This is a genomic window from Halococcus sediminicola, assembly GCF_000755245.1.
Taxonomy (GTDB): Archaea; Halobacteriota; Halobacteria; order Halobacteriales; family Halococcaceae; genus Halococcus; species Halococcus sediminicola.
In genome coordinates this window covers 40,061-52,602 of record NZ_BBMP01000021.1, presented here as the reverse complement: position 1 = coordinate 52,602, position 12,542 = coordinate 40,061, and the positions used below count along the sequence as shown (strand labels likewise).

The 12,542-nt window shown below is 65.7% G+C and carries 13 protein-coding genes; 4 read left to right on the top strand and 9 right to left on the bottom strand.

Annotated elements, in window-relative coordinates:
• Window positions 1-32 precede the first annotated feature (32 nt).
• Window positions 33-2,468 carry a DNA gyrase subunit A gene (gene gyrA, locus ACP97_RS08580; RefSeq protein WP_049997423.1) on the top strand — a complete coding sequence of 812 codons (2,436 nt, stop codon included), beginning with the start codon at window positions 33-35 and terminating at the stop codon, window positions 2,466-2,468.
• On the opposite strand, the gene ACP97_RS08575 is transcribed toward gyrA, so the two are convergent.
• The 3 genes from ACP97_RS08575 to ACP97_RS08565 are packed head-to-tail and all read right to left on the bottom strand — an operon-like array spanning window position 2,469 to window position 4,892.
• Window positions 2,469-2,873 carry a hypothetical protein gene (locus tag ACP97_RS08575; protein WP_049997422.1) on the bottom strand — a complete coding sequence of 135 codons (405 nt, stop codon included), beginning with the start codon at window positions 2,871-2,873 and terminating at the stop codon, window positions 2,469-2,471. It abuts the gene before it with no gap.
• Window positions 2,870-4,357, bottom strand: a complete 1,488-nt coding sequence (cysS, locus tag ACP97_RS08570; RefSeq protein WP_049997421.1) for a cysteine--tRNA ligase — start codon at window positions 4,355-4,357, stop codon at window positions 2,870-2,872. The genes ACP97_RS08575 and cysS overlap by 4 nt, the downstream gene beginning before the upstream one ends.
• A 25-nt stretch (window positions 4,358-4,382) precedes the next feature.
• Window positions 4,383-4,892, bottom strand: coding sequence for a DUF7523 family protein (locus tag ACP97_RS08565; RefSeq protein ID WP_049997420.1), 510 nt, complete (start codon window positions 4,890-4,892; stop codon window positions 4,383-4,385).
• A gap of 292 nt (window positions 4,893-5,184) precedes the next feature.
• Between ACP97_RS08565 and ACP97_RS08560 the strand changes: the two genes are divergently transcribed.
• On the top strand, window positions 5,185-6,057 hold the full coding sequence (locus ACP97_RS08560) for a CbiX/SirB N-terminal domain-containing protein (protein WP_049997527.1): 873 nt from the start codon (window positions 5,185-5,187) through the stop codon (window positions 6,055-6,057).
• Window positions 6,057-7,112, top strand: a complete 1,056-nt coding sequence (locus tag ACP97_RS08555) for a DR2241 family protein (protein ID WP_049997419.1) — start codon at window positions 6,057-6,059, stop codon at window positions 7,110-7,112. The genes ACP97_RS08560 and ACP97_RS08555 overlap by 1 nt, the downstream gene beginning before the upstream one ends.
• Here ACP97_RS08555 and ACP97_RS08550 read toward each other — a convergent pair.
• The 3 genes from ACP97_RS08550 to ACP97_RS08540 all read right to left on the bottom strand — a co-directional run bounded on the left by ACP97_RS08550 (window position 7,106) and on the right by ACP97_RS08540 (window position 9,526).
• Window positions 7,106-7,693 (bottom strand): DUF7524 family protein, encoded by a 588-nt coding sequence (locus tag ACP97_RS08550; RefSeq protein ID WP_049997418.1) that lies wholly within the window; start codon window positions 7,691-7,693, stop codon window positions 7,106-7,108. The genes ACP97_RS08555 and ACP97_RS08550 overlap by 7 nt on opposite strands.
• Before the next feature lie 2 nt (window positions 7,694-7,695).
• The gene (locus tag ACP97_RS08545) at window positions 7,696-7,890 is read right to left on the bottom strand and encodes a methytransferase partner Trm112 (RefSeq protein ID WP_202593587.1); all 195 of its coding nucleotides are present in this window, start codon (window positions 7,888-7,890) and stop codon (window positions 7,696-7,698) included.
• A 271-nt stretch (window positions 7,891-8,161) separates the two neighbouring features.
• Window positions 8,162-9,526, bottom strand: coding sequence for an adenylosuccinate synthase (locus tag ACP97_RS08540; protein WP_049997417.1), 1,365 nt, complete (start codon window positions 9,524-9,526; stop codon window positions 8,162-8,164).
• Window positions 9,527-9,797: 271 nt separating this feature from the next.
• Here ACP97_RS08540 and ACP97_RS08535 point away from each other — a divergent pair, with 271 nt between their 5' ends.
• Window positions 9,798-10,103, top strand: coding sequence for a hypothetical protein (locus tag ACP97_RS08535; protein ID WP_049997416.1), 306 nt, complete (start codon window positions 9,798-9,800; stop codon window positions 10,101-10,103).
• A gap of 1 nt (window position 10,104) precedes the next feature.
• On the opposite strand, the gene ACP97_RS08530 is transcribed toward ACP97_RS08535, so the two are convergent.
• The 3 genes from ACP97_RS08530 to ACP97_RS08520 all read right to left on the bottom strand — a co-directional run bounded on the left by ACP97_RS08530 (window position 10,105) and on the right by ACP97_RS08520 (window position 12,519).
• Window positions 10,105-10,677, bottom strand: a complete 573-nt coding sequence (locus tag ACP97_RS08530) for a GNAT family N-acetyltransferase (protein ID WP_049997415.1) — start codon at window positions 10,675-10,677, stop codon at window positions 10,105-10,107.
• A gap of 54 nt (window positions 10,678-10,731) precedes the next feature.
• Window positions 10,732-11,436, bottom strand: coding sequence for an acyl-CoA synthetase family protein (locus ACP97_RS08525; RefSeq protein ID WP_049997414.1), 705 nt, complete (start codon window positions 11,434-11,436; stop codon window positions 10,732-10,734).
• 345 nt (window positions 11,437-11,781) lie between these two features.
• Window positions 11,782-12,519, bottom strand: a complete 738-nt coding sequence (locus ACP97_RS08520) for a proteasome assembly chaperone family protein (protein WP_049997413.1) — start codon at window positions 12,517-12,519, stop codon at window positions 11,782-11,784.
• Between the last annotated feature and the right edge of the window lie 23 nt (window positions 12,520-12,542).

Sequence of the window (12,542 nt, the reverse complement as noted above, 5' to 3'; positions counted from 1 at the left end):
AACCCCGTTTCGATAGCCACTACAACTGATACATGAGTTCAGACACCCCTCAACCCGGACCGAACGCGGCCGCGAACGTCGATTCGGTCCGCATCGAAGACGAGATGGAACAGTCGTATATCGACTACGCGATGAGCGTCATCGCCGGGCGCGCGCTGCCCGACGTCCGCGACGGCCTCAAGCCCGTCCACCGGCGCATCCTCTACGCCATGCACGAGGAGGGCGTCACCAGCAGGGCGGGCCACCGGAAATCCTCCTCGGTGGTTGGCGACACGATGGGCGACTACCACCCCCACGGCGACTCGGCCATCTACGACGCGCTCGCCAGACTGGCACAGGACTTCTCGATGCGCGCGCCGCTCGTGGATGGACAGGGCAATTTCGGCTCCGTGGACGGCGACCCACCCGCCGCGATGCGTTACACCGAGGCCCGGATGAGTCCCATCGCCGAGGAACTGCTCTCGGACATCGAGAAGGACACCGTCGATTTCACGTCGAACTACGACGACCGCCTCACCGAACCCGACGTCCTCCCGTCGGCCTTCCCGAACCTGCTCGTCAACGGTTCGTCTGGCATCGCGGTCGGGATGAGTACGAACGTGCCCCCGCACAATCTGGGCGAGGTCATCGACGCCACGATCCACCTCATCGAGAACCCCGAGTGCGCAGTGGGGGACCTGATGGAACACGTGAAGGGACCGGATTTCCCGACCGGAGCCGAAATCGTCGGGCGCGAGGCCATTCATTCTGCCTATACCACCGGTCGCGGTCGGGTTCGGATGCGCGCGAGCTACGAGATCGAGGAGATGGGCAATCGCGAGCGCATCGTCGTCAGCGAACTGCCCTACCAGCAGAACAAGGCCAAACTCGTCGAGCACATCGCCGACCTCGTCAACGACGGCACGCTCGACGGCGTGAGCGACCTCCGCGACGAGTCCGATCGGGACGGCATCCGTATCGTCATCGAACTCAAGCAGGGCGCGCTCGTCGACGTGGTCGAGAACCAGCTGCTCGAACACTGCCTCGAAAAGACCTTCGGAGTGATCAACCTCGCGCTGGTCGACGGCGAACCGCAGGTGCTCGACCTCAAAGAACTGCTCTCGCACTACCTCGACCACCGCCGCGAGGTCGTCCGTCGGCGCTCCCAGCACGACCTCGACGAGGCCGAGGAGCGCGCCCATATCCTCTCCGGGCGGCTGACGGCGCTCGAAAACGCCGAGGACGTCGTCGAACTGATCCGCGAGGCCGACGACCGTGACGCGGCCAAGAGCGATCTCAGGGAAGTCTACGACTTCTCCGAACGGCAGGCCGACCACATCGTGCGGATGCAACTCGGGAGTTTGACGGCACTCGAAGCCGAGGAGATCGAAGCCGAGTATCGGAACGTCGAGGACGAAATCGAGCGCCTCGAAACCATCCTCGGTAGCGAATCCGAACTGAATCGGGTCATCGAGGAGGAACTCCAGGAGATCAAGGACGAGTACGCAGACGACCGCCGCACGAACATCGTCGAGGACTACGGCACCGTCACGCGCGAGGACCTCATCCCCGACGAGGAGGTGATCGTCGTGATGACCGAAAACGACTACATCAAGCGGATGCCCGCGGCGAACTTCGACCCGCAGGGCCGCGGCGGGAAGGGCATCATCGGGACGAAACTCAAGGATGGCGACCGCGTTTCGGCGGTCTTCCGGGCGAACACCCACGACTATCTCCTCTCGTTCACCAACCGGGGCTACGTCCACCGCCTGAAGGTCTACGAGGTGCCCGAGATGGGCCGGACCGCCCGCGGGAAGTCGGCGGTGAATCTCGTGAACCTCGACGACGGCGAGAACATTACGGCAGTCGTGGCGACCGACGACCTCTGCGAGGAGGAGTGTCTCACGATGGTCACGCGCGAGGGCTACGTCAAACGTACCTGTGCGAGTGCGTTCGCCAACATCCATTCCGGTGGGCTGATCGCCACCCGACTCGAAGAGGGAGACGAACTCGTCGACGTCACGGTCACCGACGACGGCGGCGACCTGCTCATCGGCACCGAGCAGGGGATGGCGATTCGCTTCCCGAAGGAGGAAGCCCGGGAGATGGGCCGGAGTGCTCGTGGTGTGAACGCCATCAAACTCGAAAGCGAGGACGCGGTCGCGGGGGTCGTCGCCGCCCGCGATGGTGCGGACCTGCTCACCGTGACCGAGAACGGCTACGGCAAGCGCACGCCCATGAGCGAGTACCGAACCCAGTCACGCTACGGCAAAGGTCTCAAAGACATCAAGACGGGCGAGCGAAACGGTCGCGTGACGGCCATCGAGAGCGCGACTGCCGACGACGATCTCGTGGTGATGAGCGAGGGCGGCCAGATAATCCGCACGCGCGTCGGTGACATCTCGACGGTGGGCCGAAACACGATGGGCGTGACGATAATGCGTCTCGACGACGACCGCGTGGCCTGTATCGACGTGCTCGGCGACTGATCAGACGACGTCGTTGTCGCGCAGCAGGTCCGCGAGCACGTGCGTGTAGAGGACGGATCCGGTGAGCGCTCCGAGCGGACGGCTCACTCGTCGGGCGAGTGCGACCAGCACGCCGCCGAGGAGGACGTGGCTTAGAATCCGCAGACTGGCCATCCCGCCCGTGCCCGCAAAGAGGTTCTTCTGGTCGAAGAACACGCGCTTTGGGTTCCGGAGACAGTCGACAAGATGGTGCCAGTCGCCGACGCGCAGTCGTGCGAGCACGAAGTGATCGAGGTCGATGAGCACGCCAAGTCCCACTCCATACGCTGCGAGCACCGCCAGCCGGCGGGGCGAGCGCTCGTCGGAGCGCGCGAGCACCCATCCGACGACGGGGATGCTGAGCAGGAAATGCTCGCCGGATTTCATCGGCCAGCCTCCAGCCGGTAGGTCGGGCCGTCGTCGGTGTCCTGGATCTCGACGCCGAGTCCCTCCAACTCGGCCCGTAACTCGTCGGCACGGTCGTAGTCGCCCGCCTCACGGGCCGACTCGCGCACGTCGAGCAGGAGTTCGACCAGTTCGTCGGCCACGCCGGCCTCGCCCGTTGTGTCGTCCCCGAAACTCAGGCCGAGTACGCCCTCGCCGAGCTCCTCGAACGTCTCGACCGCCCGCTTCAGTCCCTGATAGTCGTGTCTTTCCTCGGCGTCGAGCCGCGAATTGACGACCGTCGAGAGTTCGAGCAGCGCCGCGAGCGCGCCCCTCGTGTTGAAGTCGTCGTTCATCGCGGTCGTGAACGCCTCGCGCGTGTCGTCGACGGCCTCGCGCAGTCGCTCGTCAGTGGCTTTCGTTCGGCTGTCGGGCCCGTCGAGCGCCGCGACCGCCCGCTCGTGAGTGCGTTCGAGCCGTTCGGCGCGTTCGACGGCCTCCTCGATGGCCGATTCGCTGTAGGTCTGGGTGCTGTTGTAGGTGCCAGAGAGGAGGAATGTGCGGATCGCGTTCAGGCCGTAGTCGGCGAGCGCCTCGTCGACGGTGATGAAGTTGCCGAGGCTCGAACTCATCTTCTCGTCGTCCATCGCGAAGAGGTCGGCGTGGAGCCAGTATTTGCTGAACTCCTCGCCCGTCGCGGCCTCGCTCTGGGCGCGCTCGTTCTCGTGGTGGGGAAAAACGAGGTCGCGCCCACCGACGTGGATGTCGATCGTCTCGTCGAGATGGGCCATGCTCATCGCCGAGCACTCGATGTGCCAACCCGGCCGGCCCTCGCCCCACGGCGACTCCCAGGTCTGACCGGACGATGGCTCGACACTCTCGTCGTGGCGATGCTCGGCGACGGCTTCGGGTGAGACGCCGCCGGCCTTCCAGAGCGCGAAATCGGCCGGATGGCGCTTCTCGCTTCGCTCGTCGGGGTCGCCCTGCGCTTCGATCTCGTCGAGACGCTGGTTCGAGAGTTCGCCATACGATTCGAAACTTCCCACGTCGAAATACACGGAGCCGTTCGACTCGTAGGCGTGGCCACCCTCCACGAGTCGCTCGACGAGGGCGACGATCTCGGGGACGTGCTCGGAGACGCGCGGGTAGACCGTCGCGCGCTTCAGATTGAGCGCACGCATGTCGTCGAGCGTCTTCTCGATGAACCCGCGCGCGACCGCGCTCTCGGAGTCGCCGAGGTCGTTCTCTCCAACCCGGGCGACGATCTTCTCGTTTATATCAGTGAAATTCTCGACGTGGCGCACGTCGTACCCCAAATGTTCGAGCCAGCGGTGCATCACGTCGACGTGGACCCAGGTGCGCGCGTGGCCGAGGTGAGCGCGGTCCGAGACCGTCAGGCCACAGTAATAGAGGAGTACGGAATCGGGGTCCTGTGGCTCGAACGGTTCGCGCTCGCCGGTGAGGGTGTTCTCCACGCGCAGCGTCATCGTCCCATCTACGCGGGCCAGCGCTTCAATCCGTCGGAGTCGTCGGCACGGAGTCGAGCGCGTCCTCAACGGTTCGTACCGCGTCGGGACCCGCCCGCCGACCCACGGCGACGACGAGCGTGTCGCCAGCGACGCCCGCAGCCGCCACGTCGGTCCTCTCGATAGCCAGCCGATCGAGGACGTGCGCGAGCGCTCGGGCATCGACCGCGCCAGTGGCGAGCACGCCCGTCAGCGATCCCGCATCGGGTACGAGCGCACGGCCGCCGACCGCGAGCAGCGCCTCGTTTTCGTCTTCTATTTCGGCCACCTCTACCGCACCGAGATCGCTCTGCATCGTCACGCGGGCGTCGCGCGAATCGGACTCGTAATCGGGCAGTTCGTCGGCGTAGCGCCGCAGCGCAGCGGCCACCGGATCGAGATCGCCGACGTCGAGATATCGTGCGGCAGCGGTGTAGTTGAGCACGCCCGTCCGGAGCGCCTCGAACACGAACGGATTTCGGCGCACTGCGCTCCTGGTGTCGGCGGCGAGAGTCATGCATCGGAATGAATGACCGGCAACGAAAAGAACAGCGAACCGAAATCACGAACAACCTGCCCACGCCGAGACCGTGAATCCTGGCGCAAATGAGAGGCCGCAACCGCATCTCCACCACCCACATACCTCCCCAACCGATTCGCTCGTTCGCTTCACTCACTCGCTCATCCCTCGCGCGAGTCGTGCCTTCGGCACTTCCGCGCGCCGGCCGCGACCGCCCTGTTCGTCGATCTCAATGTGGCGGGAGCGGGGAGGCGAAGCCACTAAACCGGTTGCACCCGTCGGTTTCGGTATGCCGGCACTGGTCATCGTCGCCCACGGCTCGCACCTGAACCCCGGCTCGCACGACCCGACGTTCGCCCACGCCGACACCGTGCGCGCGGCGGGGGCCTTCGACGAGGTACGCGAGGCGTTCTGGAAGGAGGAGCCCTCCTTCCGGGAGGTTCTCAGAACCGTCGAGAGCGAGGAGGTGTACGTCGTGCCGCTGTTCGTGAGCGAGGGCTATTTCACCGAGGAGGTCATCCCGCGTGAACTCCGTCTCGAAGACTGGGACGTGTCGCTGTGGGACTCCGACGGGACTGACGCCGACACCGCCACCCTCACGGCCGCCGACGTCGACAAGACCGTCCACTACTGCGGCCCGGTCGGCACCCATCCCGCAATGTCCGACGTTATCGTCCAGCGCGCCGAGTCAGTAACCGAAGACCCGGACGTGGGCGAGGGGTTCGGTCTCGCGGTCGTCGGCCACGGCACGAATCGCAACGAGAACTCCGCGAAGGCGATCGAGTATCACGCCGAGCGCGTCCGCGAGATGAACAGATTCGACGAGGTCAATGCGCTGTTCATGGACGAAGAACCCGAAGTTGACGACGTGACCGACTACTTCGAGAGCGAGGACGTCGTCGTCGTGCCGCTGTTCGTCGCCGACGGCTATCACACCCAGGAGGACATCCCCGAGGACATGGGGCTGACCGACGACTACCGCGAGGGCTACGAGGTCCCCACCGAGGTCGGAGGCCACCGCATCTGGTACGCTGGCGCGGTCGGGACCGAACCACTCATGGCCGACGTGTTGCTCGAACGCGCCGCCGACGCCGGTGCGGACGTCGACGAGGCGCTCGACATCGTCCGCAAACGGACCGCCACGCCGGCGGCCGGTGATTGATGAACGACTCTCAACTACGGGCGCTCCGCGAGGCCACGGCCGACGGCGTGACCTGTGATGGACTGTCGGCGTCGCGGGACGACGCTGGCTACACCTTTGCGACACCGGAGGTGCACCACGAAAGCCTGACCGAGACCGAATTCGACGCGCTCGCGACCGAGAACCCGTGGTTCGTCTCGAACTGGCACTACTGGCGCGACACGAGCGAGACGAACGGGGCGTTTCTCCGGTGGATCGAACACGCGAGCGAACTCGGCGTGCGCGAGCGCTACGAGACACTCGTCGACGGGCTCACGCGCGAGTGGGGACAGCTGCTCGTCACTGCGACGCTCGGCACCGACGGCGAGCGCAGCTACGAGCTCCGTCATACGGCCGACGCCGACGTCGAGAACCTCGACAGCTATCACGACCCGCGCGAGGCACGCGACATCGCCACGCTCGATGATACTGGTGAGTATCGCCCGCTGAAGACCGCGCCCACCCTTCGAGAGGGCTGGCGCTTCCCCGACCTCGACGGACGCGACCTCGTTCGAACGGTGGAATTTTTCTACCCGGCGACGGTCGCCAACTGGTATCGTGAGCGGCAGAGCGACCTCGACGTCACTCACTTCCGCGAGACCGCCGAGCGCCAGACCGGAATCTACGACGTGGTCGACGACCTCGACGTCGACGGCGTCGAGCGGCTGGCCGAAACCTGCTGTGTCGATTCACAATGTCTCAAGCGCCGCGAGTGGGACGAGGACAGTGAGACGACTCTCGACGTGCCTCGCGGGGACGGCGAATTCCCGTGTCGAGAGCCGTGCTCGCTCGTCGTCGCGGCCGCCAGACAGTTCGCCATCCTCGAAAGCGAAGAGACCCGAACCTACGAACTCGAACTCACGCCGAGCGAGCGCTCGCAGTTGGGCGAACTGGTCGATGCGGTCGCGGATGGACGTGTCGACGAGATCCGCGAGGCCGACGTCGGCGACGGCGCGAACCGGTATCGGGCGCGCTATCTCCGGGCGAAACGGCTGGCCGAGGGGGAGTTCGAGAGTCTACGCGAGAAGAGTCAGTAGAGCAGGAGGTAGCCGGCGACGACGAGTCCGACGAGCACCGCGAGCGCGCCAACGTAGAGCGCGACACCCTCGACGAACAGCAGCGCGATGCCTACCAGAACGATCAGCGCCGTGGCCCCGAGCAGCGTGGACCTATCGAGACTGCCCGGCGTCCCCGTTGTTCGCGTCGGCTGTGTCGATGTCCGTCCCGACCCGACGTTGTCGTCCGAGCGCTCGATGAGCGATTCGTCGATGTCGACGCGGCGTTTGCCCGCCGTCGGCTCGACGGTGATCTCGACCTCCTCTGACTGGCTGCCGTAGGCGGTGGCGACCGTGAGAACGCCCGTCACGGGACCGCTCTCGTGGACTCGTACCGGGACGCGCACCGTCGCGCCGGGGCGGACGTAGTGGTTGCTCGTCGGGATCGCAGCGATCTCCGAGAGCGCGTCGTCGAGGCGGAGGTGGACGTGGGTCGCCTCGCCGTGGTTGTCGAGTTCGACGACGAATGAGTCCGAACTCGCGAACGAGTCGGGCAGTTCGACCGAGTGGAGGTCCGCACGATTGAGGTGGACGGCGAGCGTTCCGGAGACGGATTCCGCCATGCTCAGGCCGGGGCGTCCTCGCGCATGTCCGGCGGGAGCAGGTTCGGAATCCCCTCCTCGATGGGGTACTCCTCGCCACACTCCGTACAGACGAGGCGGCCTTCGAGCACCTCGTCGTCGGTCCGTTGGATGACGTCGAGTTCGAGTTCCTGCTTGTCCATCGGACACCGGATGATGTCCATCAGTGACTCCTTCATCGTCGCTCGCCCCAATTCATGCGCAAAACGACGACCGGCGGTGATAAAAGCGTGGCGCTCGCCCAGCGGCAGGGCGGTCGCGGGCGGTGTGGAGCGGCCGCAGCGCGGCCGCGGCTGCGGTGTTGTGTGGTTGCTGAACTGTGCGGTCCTGGCGGATGAAGGGCGAGGCCGTGAAGTCATTCGAAAGGCGCTTCGCGCCTTTCGTGATGACGAGAGAGCGAAGCTCTCTCGAACCACGGCCGAGGGCTTCGGCGGTGCTGTGCGGTGTCGACTACGCGAACGGGTCCTCACACACCACCGTCTGCTCACGGCCCGGTCCGACGCCGACGGCGTAGATCGGGACGTCGAGTTCCTCGCTGATGTAATCCAGATAGGTGCGTGCGTTCTCCGGAAGCGCGTCGTAGCCCTCGTCGGCGATCGCGTCCCAGTCGGCGTCGGCCCAGCCGTCGAACCGTTCGAGGTTCGCCTCGCAGTCGGCCCAGCGCTCGGTCGTCGCCGGCAAAGTGAATCGTTCCTCGCCATCGAGCGTGTAGGAGTGGCCCACTCGAACCTCGTCGAGACCAGCGAGCGTGTCGATGTGATTGACGACGAGTCCCGTGAATCCGTTTGCGCGCGTCGCGTGGCGGAGCATCGGCAGGTCGAGCCAGCCGATGCGTCGCGGTCGGCCCGTGACAGTTCCATATTCACCGCCGGCCTCGCGGAGCTCCGTGGCGAGCGCCTCGTCGCCACGTTCGGTGTCCTCGTCGTAGTCGGGTGTCTGGCCGACCACGCCACCGAGTTCGGTGGGGAGGGGACCCGTACCGACCCGCGAGAGGTAGGCCTTGGCGATGCCGACGATCTCGCCGTCGCCGACGATTCCCGGTCCGAGTCCCGTGCCGACGGCCGCCCCGCTCGCGGTGGGGTTCGAGGAGGTGACGTAGGGGTAGTTGCCGTGGTCGATGTCCAAAATCGTGCCCTGTGCGCCCTCGAAGAGCACCTCCTCGCCGTCGTCGATGCGATCGGCGAGGAAGGTTCCGGCGTCGACGGTCATGTCCTCCGCCGCGAGTCGCTCGCCGAACTTCGAGTACTGCTCGTAGAGCGCGTCCACGTCGAACGCCTCGCCCGTTTCGACGCCGAAGACCTCCTCGGCGAGCGCGCGTTTCTGTGGGACGACGTATTCGAGCCGTTCGCGGAGCACGTCTTCGTTCAGGAGGTCGCCGATACGGATGCCGCGCCGGCCGGCCTTGTCCTCGTAGGTCGGGCCGATGCCGCGGCCGGTGGTGGCGACGTCGAAGTCGCTCTCGCTCTTCACCTCTTCCTCGATGCCGTCGAGCACGCGATGATAGGGAAAGATGACGTGCGCGCGGCGGGCGACTCTGACGTCGGGATCGATGCCACGGTCGGCGAGCGCGTCGAGTTCCTCGAAAAGGGTTTTCGGGTTGACGACGCAGCCGTTGCCCAGTACGTTGACTTTCCCGCGGATGGCCCCGCTCGGCACCAGCGAGAGTTTGTACTCCTCGCCGCCGTGGACGACGGTGTGGCCGGCGTTGTCGCCGCCCTGGTACCGACAGACGACCTCAGCTGATTCGCTCCAGCGGTCGGCCATCCCGCCCTTGCCCTCGTCGCCGAGCTGTGCGCCGACGATGGTGACAGTCATATACTGGGCTTCCGACCTTCCGGGTAAACCGATTTCGATGTGCCAGCCCCACGCTAACGACATCTATCACCATCAATTGGTATTCTCTGTCGTCTGACGCCCGAGGCCAGAAAGTATATGTGACACGCACACCCACATCGAACCGAGCGGAGCGGGAGTCGAACGGTGCTGCTGCGACCACGACAGCGGTCGGACTCGATCTACCGGCAGGCGCGGCCGCTATCTCGGAGCAGTAACGTTTAAACCCCGCACCCACGAGTTAACAAATGCCATGATAGATCGATTGGAGAAGGAAGTCGATATGCTGGAACGCCATCTGCAGGTGCTGCGGATGGTCATCGAGAGCGAGCCGATCGGGATCGTGAAGATGTCGAACGAGACGGGCTACCCCCATCACAAGGTGCGCTACTCGCTGCGCGTGCTCGAAGAGGAAAGCCTGATCGAACCATCGAGCCAGGGAGCCATCACGACCGACCGCACCCAGGAGTTCGTCGACGACCTCGACGGGAAGGTCGACAGCATCGTCGAGAAGCTCTCGGGGATGAAGATCGGCGACACGGCCGAAGCCACCTCCTGACTCACTCGTTCTCCTCACGCCCGCGCCACTCGCGGCGCAACAGTCCGTACTGCACCGCATCGCGGTATTCGCCGTCGATAAATCTCGCTTCGCGCGCACGGCCTTCCTGGGTGAATCCGAGCGATTCGAGCAAGCCGCGCGAGGCCGCGTTGTAGTCGAAGGCGTGTGCGCCGATACCGTGGACATCGAAGGTGCGAAAGACGTACTCGACGACGAGCGAGGCCGCTTCTTTCCCGTAGCCCTCGCCGTGGTGGTCCGGTACGAGCCAGTAGGCCAGACTGGGTCGGTCCCAATCGACGTGTGTCACGTTGACGACGCCGATCGCCTCGATCTCCCCTTCGTCGGGATGGCCCGGACCGGCACTCCCGAGACAGACGAGGAAGCTGACGTTGCCCTCGTCCTCGATGAACTCCTCGAAGTGGTCGTCCATCTGGTTGCTGTTCATGTGCGTCACAGTGCCGAGCGGGTAGCGGATCTCCGGGTCGGCGTGGGCGCGCTGGAGGAACTCGCTATCCGCGCGCTCGACAGTTCGCAGCGTGACCCGCTCGCCCTGCTCGATGCGTGCTCCCGGCATGGTCGATGCTCAGACTCCTCACATGGCTTTCTTTCGGATCGCGCTCGCGGAATTTCAGAGCATCGCTGCCGGGTCCACGAGACGCGCCTCGGGCGCGTCGCCGCTCGCGATCGCGATGTCGGCCACAGTATCGGAATCCGGCAGCGTGATGATTCCGTTCACGAGCAGCGGGGCGACGACACCGGCCACGACGGTCCCGGGTCGAGAGAGCGATGTGCGCAGGGCAATAGTTTCGCCCTCTCTCATGCTGACCGATTCGATGGCATCCTGGGCAGCACTGAGCATTTCCGAATGCGTGAACTCCGCTCCATCGGCGGCGAGAATGGGATCGGTGGGGTCGACCGGTGCCGGTGCGAGGGTCGGGTTCTCGCTCCAGACGTCGCGCTCGAAGTGTTCGACGTGGGCGCTCTCGGGGGGTTCGCCGTAGGCAATTGCCGTGCCGCCCGGCGGGAGGTCGAACTCCTCGATGCTCCCGGTCGGTGCGATAACTGCGCGGGCGTCGGTCGCGGTGGCTGGGCCGAAGCGGGTGATGGCTCCGAGCGACGCCGCGCCGAGGAAGCCGAGGAGCGCCTCGGGTGTTTTCCCGACGACGGCGACCGTGTGGCCGCCCCGGACGCCGCAGTGGTGCAGGAAGTTGCCCGTCTTCCAGGCGTTCGTGAGGAGTCGACGGGCATCGTACTCGCGGTCGGATGTGGCGTCGTGGAGGACGATTGCCTCGCCCCGGCGATTGCGCGCGAGGAGTCCGCGCAGCGTGTCCATAACTCAACCTCGCACATGTGGCGTGAAAACGCCGCCGACCGGCGGCGATTGCGGTGCGGTAGCGGGGCTGTTCCTGGTGGATGAAGGGCGAACGAGCGAACGGGGTGAGCGAGTGAGGGCTTCGGCGGTGCTGAGGTGGGACTGTGCGGTTGCGGAAGGCGTCCACGCGAACGGAGTGAGTGAGGTTCACCGCGAGCGCCGCAGGCGCGAGCGGGAGTTTTTAGCGTAGCTTTTTGCGAGTAGCGAGGGATCTTCGGTCCCTCGTACCGTGCGAGCGGGCCTTCGGCCCGCGAGCAGAGAGTGGTGGCCGACCACAGGGAGGCCACCCGACGAAGTAAAAAGGCACTATTGGAACATCCGCATCGGTTCGGCCTGCGAACTCTCGTCTTCGGCCTGGTGCATCCGTTCGGCGAGGCGCTCGCGGGCCTCCTGGATCTCTTCGGCCTGTTCGACGAGATCGGAGGTGTCGATGCCGATGCCGGTGAGCGGTTCGATGCCGTGTTCGAGGACCGCACGGGCGGCCTCGGGGTCGGGGAACTGTGGGTTGGTCTCGGCGATGAGACCGACGCTCGTGAGGTTCGTTCGCTCGGCGTGATAGAGTAGTGCGCCGGTCGGGCCGCTCACGAGACCGCCCTCAGCGGGTGGGACGATGCCGGCCTCGTCGAGGAGATCGTTGCCAGCACCGGTCGACACGCCATACACTTCGGGCACCTCGTCGGACTGGTCGGGCAGGCCGCTGAGATAGAGCGGCGTGACGTTGTTGTCGGCGAGCCAGCCGGTGATGCAGTCGGCGAACCCGGTCGCCTCGTTCGGTGAGACCGGGACGTCGCTCTGGAGCACGAGGAGATCGCGCTCGGCGTCGGCGTGGAGGCGGACGGGCGGTCTGAGGGCGGAGCGTTCGCCGCGATAGACGCCGACTTCCGGGACGCCATCGCAGTGGACGCCGGCGTAGTAATCCATGTCGAAGGCATCGACGAGGTGGTCGGCGACGATCTTGCCCACCAGTCCGACGCCCGGCAGCCCCTCGACGAGCGTCGGTTCGTCGAGTGCGATGTCCTCGGCCACGACGTCGATGTGTGCCATGTGGTGGCATTCTCGCCGAAGCG